This is a genomic window from Bacillus sp. 22190 (genome assembly GCF_052045575.1).
Taxonomy (GTDB): domain Bacteria; phylum Bacillota; class Bacilli; order Bacillales; family Bacillaceae; genus Bacillus; species Bacillus altitudinis.
The window spans coordinates 259,531-277,877 of sequence record NZ_JBQEPF010000003.1; the positions used below are offsets into that span (position 1 = coordinate 259,531).

Sequence of the window (18,347 nt, forward strand, 5' to 3'; positions counted from 1 at the left end):
ACATGACAAATAAAGAACGGTTTTTAACGCTTTATCATCAAATGAAAAACGATGCGAATGGATATTTTTCAAAAGAAGGCATTCCGTATCATTCCGTTGAGACACTCATTTGTGAGGCACCTGATTACGGGCATATGACCACTTCAGAAGCTTACAGCTATTGGTTATGGCTTGAAGCATTGTATGGTCACTACACAGGCGATTGGAGCAAACTAGAAGCGGCTTGGGATAATATGGAGAAGTTTATCATTCCAGTAAACGAAGATGGACATGACGAACAGCCGCATATGAGTTCTTACAATCCATCTAGCCCAGCCACATACGCTTCAGAAAAACCATATCCAGATCAATATCCGAGCCAGTTGACGGGTGCTCGCCCTGCTGGTCAAGATCCGATTGATGGTGAACTGAAGTCAACTTACGGAACGAATGAAACGTATTTAATGCACTGGCTTCTTGATGTAGACAACTGGTATGAATATGGGAATTTGCTCAATCCATCACATACAGCCGCATATGTAAACACATTCCAGCGGGGTCCGCAAGAATCCGTATGGGAGGCCATCCCTCATCCATCACAAGATGATAAAACGGCCGGAAAGCCCAATGAAGGTTTCATGAGCTTGTTCACAAAAGAAAATCAAGCGCCAGCCGCCCAGTGGCGCTACACAAATGCGACGGATGCTGATGCACGTGCGATACAGGCAATGTATTGGGCAAAGGAACTTGGCTATAATGGGTCAGCCTATCTTGATAAAGCGAAAAAGATGGGTGATTTCCTTCGTTACGGAATGTACGATAAATATTTTCAAACAATTGGAAGCGGCAAACAAGGTAATCCGTATCCTGGAAATGGAAAAAGTGCATGTCATCACTTAATGGCATGGTACACCTCTTGGGGCGGGGGACTTGGAGAATATGCGAATTGGTCATGGCGTATCGGAGCGAGCCATTGTCATCAAGGGTATCAAAACCCAGTCGCTGCCTACGCTTTATCCTCAGATAAGGGAGGCTTAAAGCCATCGTCACCGACTGGTGCAAGTGATTGGGAAAAGACGTTAAAGAGACAGCTTGAATTTTACGTCTGGCTTCAATCAAAAGAGGGAGCGATTGCAGGAGGTGCTACCAACAGCTGGAATGGAGACTATAGCGCTTATCCAGCAGGAAGAAGCACATTTTATGATATGGCTTATGAAGATGCGCCTGTTTACCATGATCCTCCGTCCAATAACTGGTTTGGAATGCAAGCATGGCCGATTGAGCGTGTAGCAGAGCTTTATTATATCTTTGCAAAAGATGGCGACAAAACATCTGAAAATTTCCAAATGGCCAAATCTGTCATCACAAAATGGGTCAACTATTCACTAGATTATATTTTTATTGGCACTCGTCCTGTGTCGGATCAAGATGGGTATTTTTTAGATGGTCAGGGTCAAAGGATTCTAGGGGGGACAAATGTTGCTGTTGCTACGACGAGTGCACCTGGAGAGTTTTGGATTCCTGGGAATATAGAATGGAGCGGTCAGCCTGACACTTGGAGCGGATTCCAATCTGCAACAGGTAATCCAAATTTAACGGCAGTTACAAAAGATCCTACTCAAGATACTGGTGTACTGGGCAGTCTCATCAAAGCACTCACATTCTTTGCTGCTGCAACACAGAAAGAGACAGGAAACTACACAGCACTTGGCATAAGAGCAAAAGAGACAGCGGCACAGCTCCTTGAGGTTGCTTGGAATTACAATGATGGTGTAGGGATTGTGACAGAGGAAGACAGAGAAGACTACCACCGTTTCTTTAAAAAAGAAGTGTACTTCCCAAATGGCTGGAACGGAACATTTGGTCAAGGAAATCAGATCCCTGGTTCCAGCACCATTCCTTCTGACCCGCAGCGAGGAGGTAACGGAGTGTATACGAGCTTTGCAGATCTTCGTCCGAAAATCAAGCAAGACCCAGCTTGGTCAGCACTGGAGAGTAAATATCAAGCATCTTTTAATGAAGCAACAGGCAAATGGGAAAACGGAGCGCCAAGTTTCACCTATCACCGTTTCTGGTCGCAAGTTGATATGGCTACGGCTTATGCAGAATACCATCGTCTCATAAACGAATAGAACGTAGTACAGCTGCCGGCTTTTTTAGTCGGCGGTCTTCTCATAAGATAAATGAAGTGAAAGCAAAGGTGATGTCATTATGGTTAAAAAGAAAGAATTTATGAATCATTCATCGAATGGCGGATCACAGGAACAAGAAAATCAAAGCTGGAGAAAAGAAGCAAATGATCGAATCTTACAACATAGACAAAGAGAGCTTGTCATAAACGTCATCAATAAGGAAAAAAAGCCAGTTGCCGGAGTAGAGGTGGAAATAAAACAAATCAGACATGAATTTGCATTTGGTTCAGCAATGAATGACCAAGTACTATTCAATCAAAGGTATGCTGATTTTTTTGTTCAACATTTTAATTGGGCTGTGTTTGAAAATGAGGCAAAATGGTATGCAAATGAGCCTGAACGAGGGAAAATAACCTACGAAAAAGCAGATGCCATGCTGAATTTTGCCAATAGACACCAAATTCCAGTGAGGGGGCACGCCTTATTTTGGGAGGTAGAGGATGCCAATCCAAACTGGCTGAAATCATTACCGAATCATGAAGTATATGAAGCTATGAAAAGGCGGCTTGAACATGCAGGGAATCATTTTAAAGGAAAATTCCGTCATTGGGATGTAAACAACGAAATGATGCATGGTTCATTTTTTAAAGACCGGTTTGGGAAACAGATTTGGAAATGGATGTATGAAGAAACGAAGAAAATTGACCCTCAAGCCTTGTTGTTTGTCAATGATTATAATGTAATCTCATACGGCGAACATCATGCATATAAAGCACATATCAATGAACTTCGTCAGTTGGGGGCACCAGTTGAGGCTATTGGAGTTCAAGGTCACTTTGAAGATCGAGTGGATCCAGTCGTTGTAAAACAAAGACTAGATGTGCTTGCTGAGCTTGGTCTACCGATATGGGTGACAGAGTATGACTCTGTTCATCCGGATGCCAATAGACGAGCGGATAACTTAGAAGCTTTATATCGGGTAGCCTTTAGTCATCCAGCTGTAAAAGGTGTGCTGATGTGGGGATTTTGGGCGGGTGCTCATTGGAGAGGTGAGCACGCAGCCATCGTGAATCATGATTGGTCGTTAAATGAAGCAGGCAGGCGTTATGAAAAGCTACTACAGGAATGGACGACACAAAGAGTGGAAAAAACAGATGCGAATGGCCAAGTGACATGTCCAGCGTTTCACGGGACGTATGAGGTTCGAATTGGTGAAGTAAGTAAAATGTTGCAGCAGCAGACGATTGAACTTGATTCAACTAAACAAACACCGCTGCAACTAGATATCATCGTACCAGTAGAATAAGGGATTGTGAGGAGAATGGAATGAAAAAATGGGTTCAACGGGTGGCTTGTTTTATGCTGCTGATCACTTTATGGGCGGGTTGGTTCACTCTGACCGTAAAGGCCTCCTCCTATGTGCAAACATCTGGTACACATTTTGTATTGAACAACCACCCATTTTACTTTGCTGGCACAAATAATTATTATTTTCATTACAAATCAAAAAAGATGGTAGATGCTGTTTTTGACGATATGAAGGCAATGGATTTAAAGGTTATTCGTATTTGGGGATTTCACGATGGTACCCCTCAAGAAAACTCAGTCTTACAATCTCGTCCAGGTGTTTATGAAGAATCCGGTTTTCAAAAACTAGACTATGCGATTTATAAAGCAGGGCAGGAAGGAATCAAGCTGGTCATCCCATTCGTGAACAATTGGGATGACTTTGGCGGGATGAATCAATATGTGAAGTGGTTTCAGGCAGGATCACATGATCACTTTTATACAGATCCTCGGATTAAAACAGCTTACAAAAACTATGTGCGCTATGTATTAGAGAGAACCAATACGTACTCAGGTGTTCAATATAAAGATGATCCTGCTATTATGACATGGGAGCTCGCCAATGAGCCGCGCGCTCAGTCAGACCCTCCGGGAGATATACTAGTAAACTGGGCAGATGAAATGAGTGCATGGATCAAATCAATTGACTCGAATCATCTTGTTGCTGTAGGAGACGAAGGGTTCTTTCGCATGACAGGTCATGATGATTGGTTTTACAGTGGAGGAGAAGGTGTTGATTGGGATCGTTTGACTGCTCTCCCTCATATTGATTATGGAACCTATCATTTATACCCGGATCACTGGAATCAGTCTGCTGCATGGGGAGTGAAATGGATCAAAGATCATATCACCCGAGGAAACGCAATCGGAAAACCTGTTGTATTAGAAGAGTTTGGCTATCAAAATCAAGCAGCCCGTCCTGATGTATATGATAGCTGGCTGAAGACAATTGAACAGCTCGGAGGCGCAGGTAGCCAATTTTGGATTTTAACAAGCATTCAAGACGATGATTCCCTCTACCCGGATTATGATGGTTTTCGAGTTTTAAAGGAGAGCCGGGAGGCAGGAATTATTCGTGAACACGCCAAAAGAATGAATGAAAAGAACTGATGAAGAATGCCTGTTTATAAGGAACTTCATTTGCATAAAAAAATTGGATATGGTATAGTTTTTATGGAAATGCTAACGATTACCGAGACAAGAGTGGGGAAACCCGCTCTTTTGTATTGAACAGGCAATTTTTGTCTCGACATTATTCATCCGTTTTCTGCTCCCCCTGCTCACAATAAAGCAGGGTTTTTATGCAGAATGATTGATAAGAGCGTTTATCGAAAGCACAAGGAGGAAGAGAATGAGCAAAAAAGTAGTGGATATCGTAAGCGACATGGTGCAGCCAATTTTAGATGGCTTACAGCTTGAACTCGTTGATGTTGAATTTGTCAAAGAGGGTCAAAACTGGTTCCTTCGCGTATTTATTGACTCTGATAAAGGCGTCGATATCGAGGAGTGTGCCAAAGTGAGCGAAGCCTTGAGCGAAAAGCTTGATGAGGCAGATCCAATTAGCCAAAACTACTTTCTTGAAGTGTCCTCTCCTGGAGCGGAGCGCCCATTAAAGAAAAAAGCTGATTTTGAAAAAGCACTTGGAAAAAATGTTTTCATGAAAACATACGAACCAATTGATGGTGAAAAGGCATTTGAAGGTGAGCTTACAAGCTTTGATGGTGAGATTGCAACAGTGACAGTGAAGATCAAGACAAGAAAGAAAGAGATCAATATTCCATACGAAAAAATCGCTAACGCAAGATTAGCAGTTTCGTTCAATTAACCTTTTCATTGATATAAGGGGGAACCATAAAAATGAGTAGTGAGTTGTTAGATGCCCTGACTGTTCTTGAGAAAGAGAAGGGCATTAGTAAAGAAATTATTATTGAAGCGATAGAAGCTGCACTCATTTCTGCATACAAGCGTAATTTTAATCAAGCACAAAATGTGCGTGTTGATTTGAACCGTGAAACGGGAACGATTCGCGTATTCGCAAGAAAAGATGTTGTAGATGAAGTGTATGATTCTCGCCTTGAAATCTCTGTAGATGATGCAGCAAATATGAACCCGAATTACATGGTTGGTGACGTGGTTGAAATTGAAGTCACACCAAAAGATTTCGGACGCATTGCAGCTCAGACAGCGAAACAAGTCGTGACGCAGCGAGTGAGAGAAGCAGAGCGAGGTGTGATTTACACTGAGTTTATCGATCGTGAGGAAGACATCATGACGGGAATCGTTCAGCGAATTGACAGTAAATTCATTTACGTGTCACTTGGCAAAATCGAAGCCCTTCTTCCGGTAAACGAACAAATGCCAAATGAGGACTACAAACCACATGACCGCATTAAAGTGTTCATTACGAAAGTAGAAAAAACAACAAAAGGACCACAAATTTATGTATCAAGAACACACCCAGGTCTTTTAAAGCGTTTATTTGAAATCGAAGTGCCAGAAATTTATGATGGTACTGTAGAGCTTAAATCTGTCGCTAGAGAAGCAGGGGACCGTTCTAAAATATCTGTTCGTACAGATGATCCTGATGTTGATCCAGTTGGTTCTTGTGTAGGACCTAAAGGTCAGCGTGTACAAGCAATTGTCAATGAGCTGAAAGGCGAAAAAATTGACATTGTTCATTGGTCTAATGACCCTGTTGAATTTGTTGCCAATGCGTTAAGTCCATCAAAAGTTCTTGATGTCATTGTAAATGAAGAAGATAAGGCGACAACTGTCATTGTCCCTGATTATCAGCTGTCATTAGCCATTGGTAAAAGAGGTCAAAATGCGCGTCTTGCAGCGAAATTAACGAGCTGGAAGATTGACATTAAAAGCGAAACAGATGCAAGAGAACTCGGTATTTTCCCAAGAACTGAAGACTCTGAATCTCTTTTCTTAGAGGCTGAACCAGTAGCTGAGGAATCTGACGAATAAGAGGTGATATAAAAGGTGAAAAGCCGAAAAAAAATCCCGCTTAGAAAATGCGTCGTGACGGGAGAAATGAAACCAAAGAAAGAACTGATTCGCGTTGTTCGTTCAAAAGAAGGTGAAGTGTCTGTTGACGCAACCGGAAAAATGAACGGGCGCGGCGCTTACCTTTCTCTCGATAAAGAAACCATTCTTGCGGCGAAGAACAAACGTAGTTTACAGCAGCAATTTCAGACACAGATTGACGAACACATTTTTGAAGAATTACTAGAACTAGCTGAAAAGGTGAAAAAACCGAATGACTGAATCTGAATGGTATCCTTTGCTTGGTCTAGCAAATCGAGCTCGTAAAGTCGTGTCAGGAGAAGATCTGGTGATCAAAGAAATTAGACATGCGCGTGCTAAGCTGGTTCTTCTTGCAGCAGATGCCTCATCCAACACAGAGAAAAAGGTATCTGACAAATGCAAATTTTACAATGTTCCGGTTAGAAAAGTTGAAGACCGTTCCGTTCTCGGACGTTCTATAGGGAAGGAAGCTCGCGTAGTTGTCGCTGTCACTGACCAAGGCTTCGCTAAGAAGCTCATAAGCTTGCTCGATTAATTTATTTGGGGGTGAACGAATGGCTAAAGTGAGAGTATATGAATACGCAAAAGCCATAGATGTTTCAAGTAAAGATATTATAGCAGCGCTTAAGGATATGAACGTGGAAGTGAACAACCACATGGCGACGCTTGAAGACGACACTGTGAAAAAGCTAGACGCTATCTATAAAAAAGCCAAAGCAAAAGAGACAGCTAACGAGAAACCCGCAGAACAAAAAAAACAATCATCTAACAAAAACAATGATAGAAAGAAGAATGACGTGCAGAATAATCAATTTAATAAAAACAAAAAAAACAACAACCAAAACAAAAACAAAAATAAACGCGGCGGCAACAACAAGGCGCAGCATCAGCAAGCAAGACCTGTGAAGCCGAAAAAAGAGCTTCCTGAAAAAATTGAATTTACAAATTCAATGACAGTCGGCCAGCTTGCTGACGAGCTTGGCAAAGAAACTGCTGAAATCATCAAAAAACTGATGATGCTTGGTGTCATGGCTACGATCAACCAAGAGCTCGACAAAGATACAGTCGAATTAATTGCTTCTGAATATGGTGTTCCAGTAGAAGAAGTGATCATTTTAGAAGAAACTGAACTTGAAAAGTATGAAGTTGAAGATAAAGAAGAAGATATGCAAGTACGCCCTCCAGTCGTAACGATCATGGGACACGTTGACCACGGGAAAACAACGCTTCTTGACAGCATTCGTAAAACGAAAGTTGTTGAAGGCGAAGCGGGTGGAATTACGCAGCATATTGGTGCATACCAAATTGAAGAAAATGGTAAGAAAATCACGTTCCTTGATACACCAGGACACGCAGCTTTCACTACGATGCGAGCACGCGGTGCTGAAGTAACAGATACGACGATCTTGGTCGTTGCAGCAGATGACGGTGTCATGCCGCAAACGATTGAAGCGATCAACCACGCAAAAGCGGCAGAGGTGCCAATCATTGTGGCTGTCAATAAAATTGACAAACCAACAGCGAACCCTGACCGCGTGATGCAGGAATTAACTGAGCATGGTCTTGTACCTGAGGCTTGGGGCGGCGAAACCATTTTCGTTCCTTTATCTGCAAAAACAGGTGAAGGCATTGACGAATTGATCGAAATGATCCTTCTTGTCAGCGAAGTAGCAGAACTAAAAGCCAACCCAAATCGTGCGGCAAAAGGAACTGTGATCGAGGCTGAGCTTGATAAAGGAAGAGGTTCTGTTGCAACCCTTCTCGTTCAAACTGGTACACTTCAAGTAGGTGACCCAATCGTTGTCGGAAATACATTTGGCCGTGTACGTGCAATGGTCAATGACATCGGACGCCGCGTGAAAACAGCAGGACCATCTACACCTGTGGAAATCACTGGTTTAAATGATGTACCGCATGCAGGGGATCAGTTCCTCGTATTCAAAGATGAAAAAACAGCTCGTCAAGTCGGTGAGGCGCGTGCGTCTAAACAACTTGATGAACAGCGTTCAGACAAAGCGAAATTATCTCTCGATGACCTATTTGAGCAAATCAAACAAGGTGATGTGAAAGATATCAACTTAATCGTAAAAGCAGACGTACAAGGTTCTGCTGAAGCACTGACGGCAGCTCTTCAAAAAATTGAAGTAGAAGGCGTAAAAGTGAAAATCATCCATACGGGTGTTGGAGCGATTACAGAATCTGATATCATTTTAGCAAGTGCTTCTAATGCGATCGTGATTGGATTTAACGTACGTCCTGATGGCAATGCGAAGAGCACAGCTGAAACAGAAAACGTAGATATCCGCTTACACCGCATCATCTACAAAGTCATCGATGAAATTGAAGCTGCGATGAAAGGGATGCTTGACCCTGAATATGAAGAAAAAGTCATCGGTCAAGTTGAAGTTCGTCAAACGTTTAAAGTATCAAAAATCGGTACAATTGCTGGTGGCTATGTCACTGAAGGTACCATTACTAGAGACAGTGGTATCCGCTTAATTCGTGATGGCGTCGTCATCTTTGAAGGTGAAGTCGACGTATTAAAACGATTCAAAGACGATGTGAAAGAAGTTTCACAAGGCTATGAATGTGGTATTACCATTAAGAAATACAATGATATCCGTGAAGGTGATGTCATGGAATCATTCGTTATGCAAGAAATCGAAAGAAAATGATCGGTTATACCGAGTGTGAGTGTATGATCTATGATGCATCCTCACTGAAGGAAAAACGTGCGGTTCTGCAGCGTATCATGACAAGAACGCGCCATAAATTCAATGTGACCATTGCTGAAATGGACTATCAGGATACATGGCAGCGTACTTCGATCGGAATCGCCGTCATTTCCTCCTCCCGGGTTCAAGTGGAAAAGGAACTTCAGCGTGTGTTAAGCTTTATTGATTCTTTTCCTGAAATTGAACGAACGATCACGAAAACTGAGTGGTTTTAACTAGAGGTGATAAGATCATGAGTATGAGAGCAACCCGTGTGGGTGAGCAAATGAAAAAAGAATTAGGCGACATCCTTGGCAGAAAGCTAAAAGATCCAAGAATCGGCTTTTTGACTGTAACGGATGTTGAAGTATCCGGTGATTTGCAAATTGCTAAAGTCTACATTTCTGTTCTTGGCGACGAGAAGAAAAGAGAGGAAACCCTAAAAGGCCTTGCAAAGGCGAAAGGGTATATCCGCTCTGAAATTGGCAATCGAATTAGACTTCGCAAAACACCAGAGCTTCACTTTGAATTCGATGAGTCTGTAGATTACGGTAACCGAATTGAAAGCCTGATTGCTGAACTAAACACAAAAGATCACGAATAAGACGTTGGAATAAGGATAGGCGATGATCGTCTGTCCTTTTTCATCGTTTATGAAAGGAGAGAACGCAGGTGCAAAACGGTGTTCTTTTATTACATAAAGAAAGAGGCATGACCTCTCACGACTGTGTGTTTAAAGTGAGAAAGATTTTACACACAAAAAAAGTGGGACATACAGGGACACTCGATCCAGAGGTTTCAGGTGTTCTGCCTATTTGTATTGGACGAGCTACAAAAATTGTGGAGTACTTAACAGATAAATCGAAAACGTATGATGCGGAAATCACCATTGGATTTTCTACAACGACAGAAGACCAAACAGGTGAAGTAGTAGAAGAAAAAAAGGTGCCGGTACCGATGTCAGAAGATGACATTGATGCTGCGTTGAAACAATTTGAAGGAACCATTGAACAGATCCCTCCGATGTTTTCTGCTGTGAAAATTGGCGGAAAAAAGCTCTATGAATATGCAAGGCAAGGCATTGAAATTGAACGTCCAAGCCGTGAAATTACCATTCATCGCATCGAGCGGACAACATCTGTCACATTTGAAAATGGTAAGGTATCCTTTAGATTCACCGTACTGTGTTCAAAAGGCACATATGTGAGAACGTTAGCCGTCGATATCGGAAAAAAACTTGGGTTTCCAGCCCACATGTCTCACCTCATTCGCATAGGATCTGGTGACTTTACGTTAGATGAATGTATCACTCTTGATGAGTTGAGGGAGATCAGTGAGAAAGGAACGGTTGAGGAACATCTTGTGCCGATCGAGCGTGCGCTCAATCATTTGCCGAAATGGGAGATAAATGATACATTAGCAAGTAAAGTGGAAAACGGTGCAGTCCTACCTATGCCTGATGAATTTGCTCATTTTGCAGAGGAAGATCGTGTCGCTGTCTTTGCTCCTTCAGGCCGTTGTATGGCGATTTATATGAAACACCCGACCAAACAGAACCTGATGAAGCCGGCGAAGATTTTATCACAGGACAAGCAATCTTAAAGAAAAGGTGACCATCTCGTGAAGACTATACATATTTCACACCCACATACATTGAATCAAAAGGATCAAGTCCCGTCTGTGATGGCTTTAGGGTATTTTGACGGTGTTCACCTCGGACACCAAAAAGTGATTGATGCAGCGAAAAACATTGCGGAAAAAGAGGGTTTAGCTCTAGCTGTCATGACTTTTCATCCGCATCCATCACATGTTCTGCAAAAAGCACGTGAACCAAAAGACTTAATCACACCGCTTGAGGATAAGATTGATTTTATCGAACAATTAGGTGCTGACTACTTATACATTGTGCAATTCAGCGAAAGCTTTGCAGCACTGTCTCCTCAAGACTTTGTCGATCAATATTTGGACGAACTGAATGTGAAGCATGCAGTCGCTGGTTTCGATTTTACATTCGGCCGGTTTGGCGCAGGCACAATGGAAACGTTTGACGAATACGGGAAAGGGCGGATTGCTGCGACCATTGTACCTAAGCTTTCCAACCAAGACCGGAAAGTCAGCTCGACCCTGATACGTTCCGCATTGAAAAATGGAGACGTTGAATATGTGAGTGAGCTTTTAGGCAAACCGTATCAGCTGCGAGGCATTGTGATTCATGGAGATAAACGAGGACGCACGATTGGCTTTCCAACCGCCAATGTTGGTTTATCTGCTGAATACATCATCCCGCCAACAGGCGTATATGCAGTGAGAGCGGAAGTGAAAGGCAAGGTGTATGACGGTGTTTGTAACGTTGGCTACAAACCAACATTTTATGAAAAACGTCCTGATCAGCCTGCGATTGAAGTGAACCTTTTTGATTTTAACGAAGAAATTTATGGTGAACCGATTAAATTACAGTGGTACAAACGGATTCGCAGTGAACAAAAATTTAACGGTATCCAAGAATTAACGGCTCAAATTAGTCAAGATAAAGAAGAAGCGATTCAGTTTTTTCAAAATCATCTTCATTAAACAAAAAAATCGCAGAAAAACCGCTCTATCATTTGCAAAATCGGCATATTTTTAGTATGATAATTCCTGTAGCTTTAAAACCACTTACTTGGCAGGCCGACTTCACCGACGGTTGCGAGGTAGATGGGGCTAACATGATTTGGAGGTGAAACAGGATGGCTATTACTCAAGAGCGTAAAACTCAATTAATTAATGAGTTCAAAACACACGAATCTGATACTGGATCTCCAGAAGTTCAGATCGCTGTCCTAACAGAATCAATTAACAACTTGAACGAGCATTTACGTACTCATAAGAAAGATCACCACTCACGTCGCGGTCTTTTGAAAATGGTAGGTAGACGTCGTAATCTTCTTACGTATCTACGTAATAAAGACGTAACTCGTTACCGTGAGTTAATTAACAAACTAGGCTTACGTCGATAATCGTAAAAAGCGGGAGGATTCCCGCTTTTTTATCGTATAATCACTAATATTTTATGGTTAAAATGTTGAAAGAATGGCAAAAACCCTTCTACATACAGCTTTCACATTGATATGTGAAAATCATTTTGTTCATAATAAGAAATAACCTAAAAACTTTACGACAAGAGAGGAGTTTATCACAGAATGGGACAAGAGAAACAAGTCTTCACCATAGACTGGGCTGGACGTCAACTGACAGTTGAAACTGGCCAGCTTGCAAAGCAAGCAAACGGAGCGGTTCTCGTACGCTACGGAGATACGGCTGTGCTTAGCTCAGCAACAGCTTCTAAAGAACCAAAACCACTTGATTTTTTCCCGCTCACTGTAAACTACGAAGAAAGATTATATGCAGTTGGTAAAATTCCTGGTGGTTTCATTAAAAGAGAAGGCCGCCCAAGTGAAAAAGCAATCCTTGCGAGCCGCTTAATTGACAGACCGATCCGTCCACTATTTGCAGACGGATTTAGAAATGAAGTACAAGTCATTAGTATTGTCATGAGTGTGGATCAAGATTGTTCATCTGAAATGGCTGCAATGTTTGGCTCATCTTTAGCTTTATGTGTGTCTGACATTCCATTTGAGGGACCAATCGCTGGCGTGACAGTAGGACGAGTAGATGGAAAACTCATCATCAACCCAAATGTTGAGCAGCTTGAACAAAGCGATATCAACCTTGTTGTAGCTGGAACAAAAGATGCAATCAACATGGTAGAAGCTGGTGCTGATGAAGTACCAGAAGAAACAATGCTTGAAGCTATCATGTACGGCCATCAAGAGATCAAACGCTTAATCGAATTCCAAGAAGAAATTGTAAAAGCTGTCGGTAAAGAAAAAATCGATATTCCTTTATATGAAGTCGATCAAGCATTAGCAGAGGAAGTAAAACAACTTGCTGAAGCGGATCTACTGAAAGCGATTCAAGTACATGAGAAGCATGCTCGTGAAGATGCCATCAGTGCTGTGAAAAAAGCTGTTGTTCAAAAATTTGAAGAAGAAGAGCGTGACGAAGCAACGATTAAACAAGCGAAGGATGTCTTAAACAAGCTTGTGAAAAACGAAGTTCGCCGCCTTATTACTGAAGAGAAGGTACGTCCAGATGGACGCGGCGTCGATCAAATCCGTCCACTTTCTTCAGAAGTAGGACTTCTTCCAAGAACGCACGGTTCAGGATTGTTTACAAGGGGCCAAACACAGGCACTCAGTATTTGTACATTAGGTGCACTTGGTGATGTACAGATTCTTGATGGTCTTGGTGTTGAAGAGTCTAAGCGATTCATGCACCATTATAACTTCCCACAATTCAGTGTTGGTGAGACCGGCCCAATGCGTGGTCCAGGCCGTCGTGAGATTGGACATGGTGCGCTAGGCGAACGTGCATTAGAGCCAGTCATTCCATCTGAAAAAGATTTCCCTTATACGGTTCGCCTTGTGTCTGAGGTGTTAGAATCAAACGGTTCTACTTCACAAGCAAGTATTTGTGCGAGCACACTTGCGATGATGGATGCAGGTGTTCCAATTAAAGCACCAGTTGCAGGGATTGCAATGGGACTTGTTAAATCTGGTGAATACTACACAGTGCTGACAGACATTCAAGGAATGGAAGATGCACTTGGAGATATGGATTTTAAAGTAGCAGGTACATCTAAAGGTGTAACAGCGCTTCAAATGGACATCAAAATCGATGGTCTATCAAAAGACATTTTAGAAGAAGCACTTCAACAAGCGAAAAAAGGAAGAATGGAAATTTTAGATAGCATGCTGTCAACGATTCCAGCTTCTAGAGGAGAATTGTCACGTTATGCACCAAAAATCTTAACGATGACAATCAATCCAGATAAAATTCGCGATGTCATTGGACCAAGCGGTAAACAAATCAATAAAATCATTGAAGATACCGGTGTGAAAATTGATATTGAACAAGACGGTACAATCTTTATCTCTTCTACTGAAGAAGACATGAACCAAAAAGCGAAGAAAATCATTGAAGATCTTGTCAGAGAAGTTGAAGTTGGCCAACTTTACTTAGGTAAAGTGAAACGAATTGAAAAATTCGGTGCCTTCCTTGAAATCTTCAGCGGCAAAGATGGACTTGTTCATATTTCTGAGCTTGCACTTGAACGTGTTGGCAAAGTAGAAGATGTCGTGAAGATTGGTGATGAACTCCTCGTCAAAGTCACTGAGATCGATAAACAAGGCCGTGTGAACCTTTCTCGTAAAGCTGTTTTACGTGAAGAAAAGGAAAAAGAAGAAAAGCAGTCTTAATGAGAACAAATAAAATGTGTTAGAAGCCAGGTATCCGTGCCAGGCTTCTTTCTTTTCTTGCGCGTAACAATAGTTCTAGCTTGTTTCTCCCCATCATAATTTGTGGTAAAGGGGAGGGACAACCATTGAAAAAAACGATACCATTCTTTGTGTTTGTATTTTTACTGCTCGTGTCATATCAAACGATGAAGCAGCCGGCTGCTGTTACATATATGAATTCAATGAAAGAGCACGCCGAGGTAGCATCTGTTTCAAAAGATATTCTGTATCAAGAGATCGAATCGAAGTCTTCTGACTATGAAGAGAAGCCGCAAAATGCTAAGATTGATAAAGTGTGGAAAAAGATGCCTGGTTTAAATGGACAGACAGTCGATATCGATGCTTCTTACGAAAAAATGAAAAAACAGGGCTCTTTCGATGAAAAGCTGCTTGTTTTTAAAGAAACAAAACCCTCTGTCCATTTACATGAACTTGGTGCTGAACCTATCTATAAGGGACATCCAGACAAAAAGATGAATGCATTCCTGATCAATGTAGCTTGGGGCGACGAGCATTTAACAAAGATGTTGAATACACTAGAAAAGCATCAAGTGAAGGCAACCTTTTTCTTAGAAGGCAAATGGGTGAAAAACAGTCCAGACCTTGCTAAAAAAATCGTGGCAGATGGTCATGAAATTGGAAATCATTCATACAATCACCCGGATATGCGCACACTGACAAGAGAACGAGCATTAGAGCAGATGATTAAAACAAATCGCCAAATTGAAGAATCCCTTGGGAAAAAACCGATATGGTTTGCGCCTCCAAGTGGCAGCTTTAAAGAAGAAACAGTAAAGCTTGCGAAACAAGAAGGAATGGAAACCATTATGTGGACAGTAGACACGATCGACTGGCAAAAACCATCACCAGCTGTATTACAAAAACGAGTGCTTGGGAAAATTCACAATGGGGCGATGATATTAATGCATCCAACAGACGCAACAGCGAGAAGTCTTGACGCACTTATCACTCAAATCAAAGAAAGAGGATATGAATTAGGAACGGTTTCTGACCTCCTAAGTGAAAAAAGACACCCGTGATGCGATCTGTTTGTTGAATAGGAGGAGCAAAACTTGGTCAAAACGTATACATGCCAAAACGGAGTAAGAATTGTACTTGAAAACAATCCCACTGTAAGGTCTGTCGCAATTGGCGTCTGGATTGGAACAGGTTCTAGACATGAGACACCAGAAGTAAATGGGATCTCACACTTTTTAGAGCATATGTTCTTTAAAGGAACAAAGACGAGATCTGCACGTGATATCGCAGAATCCTTTGACCGCATTGGTGGTCAAGTGAATGCCTTTACGTCAAAAGAATATACTTGCTATTATGCAAAGGTACTTGATTCACATGCTGGGTATGCCCTCGATGTGTTGAGTGACATGTTTTTCAACTCTGCTTTTGACGAAGAAGAACTGAAGAAAGAAAAAAATGTGGTCTATGAAGAAATTAAAATGTATGAAGATACTCCTGATGACATCGTTCATGATTTGTTAAGTAAAGCCATTTACGGTGATCATTCATTAGGTTATCCGATTTTAGGGACAGAGGAAACACTCTCTACTTTTAACGGTGATTCCCTTAGAAAATATATGGATGAATTCTACACGCCGGATCGCGTCGTCATCTCTGTTGCAGGGAACGTCGATGACACCTTCATTCGTGAGGTCGAAACATTATTTGGCTCGTATGAAGGAAAGGGGAAAAAGCAGCCTGTCGAAGCCCCGCAATTCCACTATGACAAACTGACACGCAAAAAGGAAACAGAACAGGCGCATCTTTGCATGGGCTTTAACGGACTTCCTGCTGGAGATCAGGGCATCTATGACTTAATCGTCTTAAATAATGTTCTAGGCGGTAGCATGAGCAGCCGGTTGTTCCAAGACGTAAGAGAAGATAAAGGACTTGCGTATTCTGTATTCAGCTATCATAGTTCATTTGCAGATAATGGAATGCTGACGATCTATGGTGGAACTGGAGCGAAGCAGCTGAACCTGCTATCTGAAACCATCTTACAAACATTAGACGTCTTAAAACGTGAGGGAATTACGCAGAAAGAACTTGAAAACTCTAAGGAGCAAATGAAAGGCAACCTCATGCTTAGTCTTGAAAGCACAAACAGCAAGATGAGCCGAAATGGTAAAAATGAATTACTCCTTGGCAAACATCGTACGCTTGATGAAATTATTGATGAAATCAATCGCGTCTCATTAGACGGCGTGAACAATTTATCGAAAAGAATCTTTACAGAAGATTATGCTCTCTCGCTTATTAGTCCAACGGGTGATCAGCCATCATAATGTAAACAACACGGCAGACTTCTCAAGAGGTCTGCCGTTTATTGTATACCAAGAAGAAAGGGGCCCTGCGTTCATGAAACACGAAAAACTGAAACAGCTATCTCCGCTTCTTAAACAAGCCATCTCTTTCCAGCCGATGACATCTGGATTTTCGGGAGACCGCACCTTTTTGGTCATAACGCCTAGTGAAAAGCTAGTACTCAAGCTATCAGACATTCAGAAATATTCCAGTTTGAAAAAGAAAGCGTCCATTCAGCAGAAGTTAAAAAATCGAGGCGTTATTTGTTCTGAAGTGATGGAGGTCGGAGTGAGTGCTGAACAAAACTGTACCTTTCGTATTTTTCCATTTATCGAAGGAGAGATTGCTAGAGCATCCATTCATCTGCTCACAGAAGAAGAGCAGTATGAAATCGGAAGGCGGGCAGGCAGAGACTTGAGTATCATGCATACATGCGATGCCCCTTTTTATGCAGCCCCCTGGGATAAGAAGGTATTAGCGAAACATGAACGGTATGTACATGCCTATCAATCAAGCGGAGTGACCTTTTCCCATGATCAGTTCGTATTAGATTTTATTCAGTCACATGCTGATGCGGTAAAAGGGAGGCCAAACCAGTTCCAGCATGATGATTTTCATTTAGGGAATATCATTATACAGCGTCATCAATATGCTGGGGCGATCGACTTTGATCAATCCGACTGGGGCGATCCGATTCATGACTTTTATAAACTGTCTTTATTTAGTCGAGAAAGAAGCATTCCATTTTCAGCCGGGCAATTGGATGCCTATATAAGTACGCAGACAACACATGATTTTTGGCTTCTTTTTTCCATCTATACAGCCATGAGCTGTTTTTCTTCTATTGTTTGGACGTTATCCTATGACCCGGGGCATGTAAAAGACATGGTGAATCGAGTGGAGAGAATGCTGACAGACCATAAGCGTTTTACTCAACTGACGCCAGTTTGGTATACAGATTGGCTTCATTCGTGACGTGTAGAACGGGACGGTCTATTCCCCCTCCCTGCTGCATATATGATATGGAAGGGGAGTGATGCGATTTTGAGGCTGAGTGAGTTGTCAGGAAAAGAGATCGTCGATATTAAAAGAGCGGAGCGGCTTGGCGTGCTTGGACAAACCGACCTTGAAATAAATGAACAGGACGGTCAAATTACAGCACTCATCATACCTTCCGTCAAATGGTTTGGCTTTCGAAAACAAGGAAATGACATCCGCGTTCCGTGGAATCACATTCAAAAAATAGGATCAGATATGATCATTCTTGATGTGCCTGAAGAACTTCAGCCGCACGGAGAAAAAGAGCACCCATCATAAAAGGGTGCTCTCAGTGTGTAGACAAACTCTCGCATTCGCCAGCAGTCCTGCGTGCTGGTGCTCACGAATGACAAATTCGCTCCGCGCCAGTACTTCCTTCCTAGACTCTAAAATCAAGATCGTTTTAGCTCTTTGTCCATGATTTGAAAGGGCACCCACCATAAATG

18 protein-coding genes are annotated in these 18,347 nt (G+C 42.0%); all 18 read left to right on the top strand.

The genetic code is table 11. The annotated features are described in order from the left end of the window. Window positions 1-2 precede the first annotated feature (2 nt). The 18 genes from ACTJKA_RS06045 (at window position 3) to ACTJKA_RS06130 (ending at window position 18,180) form a co-directional block, all read left to right on the top strand. Entirely contained in the window at window positions 3-2,111 is a 2,109-nt protein-coding gene (locus tag ACTJKA_RS06045) for a glycoside hydrolase family 48 protein (RefSeq protein ID WP_017359074.1), read from the top strand. A 79-nt stretch (window positions 2,112-2,190) separates the two neighbouring features. Then, the gene (locus tag ACTJKA_RS06050) at window positions 2,191-3,417 is read left to right on the top strand and encodes an endo-1,4-beta-xylanase (protein ID WP_046343548.1); all 1,227 of its coding nucleotides are present in this window, start codon (window positions 2,191-2,193) and stop codon (window positions 3,415-3,417) included. A gap of 20 nt (window positions 3,418-3,437) precedes the next feature. Then, on the top strand, window positions 3,438-4,568 hold the full coding sequence (locus ACTJKA_RS06055; RefSeq protein WP_322536393.1) for a glycoside hydrolase 5 family protein: 1,131 nt from the start codon (window positions 3,438-3,440) through the stop codon (window positions 4,566-4,568). Between the two features lie 241 nt (window positions 4,569-4,809). Next, window positions 4,810-5,283, top strand: a complete 474-nt coding sequence (rimP, locus tag ACTJKA_RS06060) for a ribosome maturation factor RimP (RefSeq protein WP_008344744.1) — start codon at window positions 4,810-4,812, stop codon at window positions 5,281-5,283. A gap of 32 nt (window positions 5,284-5,315) precedes the next feature. Continuing rightward, window positions 5,316-6,431 carry a transcription termination factor NusA gene (gene nusA / locus ACTJKA_RS06065; protein WP_003211013.1) on the top strand — a complete coding sequence of 372 codons (1,116 nt, stop codon included), beginning with the start codon at window positions 5,316-5,318 and terminating at the stop codon, window positions 6,429-6,431. A gap of 15 nt (window positions 6,432-6,446) precedes the next feature. After that, window positions 6,447-6,731, top strand: coding sequence for an RNase P modulator RnpM (gene rnpM, locus ACTJKA_RS06070; protein ID WP_008344742.1), 285 nt, complete (start codon window positions 6,447-6,449; stop codon window positions 6,729-6,731). Further along, on the top strand, window positions 6,724-7,026 hold the full coding sequence (locus tag ACTJKA_RS06075; protein ID WP_007499528.1) for a YlxQ family RNA-binding protein: 303 nt from the start codon (window positions 6,724-6,726) through the stop codon (window positions 7,024-7,026). The genes rnpM and ACTJKA_RS06075 overlap by 8 nt, the downstream gene beginning before the upstream one ends. Before the next feature lie 19 nt (window positions 7,027-7,045). Then, window positions 7,046-9,166, top strand: a complete 2,121-nt coding sequence (infB, locus tag ACTJKA_RS06080; RefSeq protein WP_007499526.1) for a translation initiation factor IF-2 — start codon at window positions 7,046-7,048, stop codon at window positions 9,164-9,166. Further along, window positions 9,163-9,441, top strand: coding sequence for a DUF503 domain-containing protein (locus tag ACTJKA_RS06085; RefSeq protein ID WP_017359071.1), 279 nt, complete (start codon window positions 9,163-9,165; stop codon window positions 9,439-9,441). The genes infB and ACTJKA_RS06085 overlap by 4 nt, the downstream gene beginning before the upstream one ends. Window positions 9,442-9,458: 17 nt before the next feature. Further along, window positions 9,459-9,809, top strand: coding sequence for a 30S ribosome-binding factor RbfA (gene rbfA / locus ACTJKA_RS06090; RefSeq protein ID WP_007499525.1), 351 nt, complete (start codon window positions 9,459-9,461; stop codon window positions 9,807-9,809). Window positions 9,810-9,877: 68 nt separating this feature from the next. Next, complete coding sequence (gene truB / locus ACTJKA_RS06095) at window positions 9,878-10,807, top strand: tRNA pseudouridine(55) synthase TruB (RefSeq protein ID WP_048002817.1); 930 nt, start codon at window positions 9,878-9,880, stop codon at window positions 10,805-10,807. 18 nt (window positions 10,808-10,825) lie between these two features. After that, a complete protein-coding gene (gene ribF, locus ACTJKA_RS06100; RefSeq protein ID WP_025207344.1) occupies window positions 10,826-11,776 on the top strand; it encodes a bifunctional riboflavin kinase/FAD synthetase in 951 nt (316 codons plus the stop codon). Window positions 11,777-11,931: 155 nt separating this feature from the next. Further along, the gene (gene rpsO / locus ACTJKA_RS06105) at window positions 11,932-12,201 is read left to right on the top strand and encodes a 30S ribosomal protein S15 (protein WP_008354438.1); all 270 of its coding nucleotides are present in this window, start codon (window positions 11,932-11,934) and stop codon (window positions 12,199-12,201) included. Window positions 12,202-12,384: 183 nt separating this feature from the next. Then, complete coding sequence (gene pnp / locus ACTJKA_RS06110; RefSeq protein WP_007499522.1) at window positions 12,385-14,502, top strand: polyribonucleotide nucleotidyltransferase; 2,118 nt, start codon at window positions 12,385-12,387, stop codon at window positions 14,500-14,502. Between the two features lie 125 nt (window positions 14,503-14,627). Continuing rightward, entirely contained in the window at window positions 14,628-15,581 is a 954-nt protein-coding gene (locus ACTJKA_RS06115) for a polysaccharide deacetylase family protein (protein WP_017359068.1), read from the top strand. Between the two features lie 33 nt (window positions 15,582-15,614). Beyond that, on the top strand, window positions 15,615-16,844 hold the full coding sequence (locus ACTJKA_RS06120) for a M16 family metallopeptidase (RefSeq protein ID WP_007499520.1): 1,230 nt from the start codon (window positions 15,615-15,617) through the stop codon (window positions 16,842-16,844). A gap of 73 nt (window positions 16,845-16,917) precedes the next feature. Then, entirely contained in the window at window positions 16,918-17,838 is a 921-nt protein-coding gene (locus ACTJKA_RS06125; RefSeq protein ID WP_129548287.1) for an aminoglycoside phosphotransferase family protein, read from the top strand. Window positions 17,839-17,907: 69 nt separating this feature from the next. Beyond that, complete coding sequence (locus ACTJKA_RS06130; RefSeq protein ID WP_008344726.1) at window positions 17,908-18,180, top strand: YlmC/YmxH family sporulation protein; 273 nt, start codon at window positions 17,908-17,910, stop codon at window positions 18,178-18,180. Window positions 18,181-18,347: the final 167 nt, after the last annotated feature.

What these genes read in the sequence shown, in the direction of transcription:
- infB (WP_007499526.1), top strand. Translation starts at nt 7,046, where the DNA reads ATGGCTAAAGTGAGAGTATATGAATACGCAAAAGCCATAGATGTTTCA.
- ACTJKA_RS06050 (WP_046343548.1), top strand. Translation starts at nt 2,191, where the DNA reads ATGGTTAAAAAGAAAGAATTTATGAATCATTCATCGAATGGCGGATCA.
- rimP (WP_008344744.1), top strand. Translation starts at nt 4,810, where the DNA reads ATGAGCAAAAAAGTAGTGGATATCGTAAGCGACATGGTGCAGCCAATT.
- pnp (WP_007499522.1), top strand. Translation starts at nt 12,385, where the DNA reads ATGGGACAAGAGAAACAAGTCTTCACCATAGACTGGGCTGGACGTCAA.
- ACTJKA_RS06075 (WP_007499528.1), top strand. Translation starts at nt 6,724, where the DNA reads ATGACTGAATCTGAATGGTATCCTTTGCTTGGTCTAGCAAATCGAGCT.
- rpsO (WP_008354438.1), top strand. Translation starts at nt 11,932, where the DNA reads ATGGCTATTACTCAAGAGCGTAAAACTCAATTAATTAATGAGTTCAAA.
- ACTJKA_RS06085 (WP_017359071.1), top strand. Translation starts at nt 9,163, where the DNA reads ATGATCGGTTATACCGAGTGTGAGTGTATGATCTATGATGCATCCTCA.
- ACTJKA_RS06045 (WP_017359074.1), top strand. Translation starts at nt 3, where the DNA reads ATGACAAATAAAGAACGGTTTTTAACGCTTTATCATCAAATGAAAAAC.
- ACTJKA_RS06125 (WP_129548287.1), top strand. Translation starts at nt 16,918, where the DNA reads ATGAAACACGAAAAACTGAAACAGCTATCTCCGCTTCTTAAACAAGCC.
- nusA (WP_003211013.1), top strand. Translation starts at nt 5,316, where the DNA reads ATGAGTAGTGAGTTGTTAGATGCCCTGACTGTTCTTGAGAAAGAGAAG.
- rbfA (WP_007499525.1), top strand. Translation starts at nt 9,459, where the DNA reads ATGAGTATGAGAGCAACCCGTGTGGGTGAGCAAATGAAAAAAGAATTA.
- ACTJKA_RS06055 (WP_322536393.1), top strand. Translation starts at nt 3,438, where the DNA reads ATGAAAAAATGGGTTCAACGGGTGGCTTGTTTTATGCTGCTGATCACT.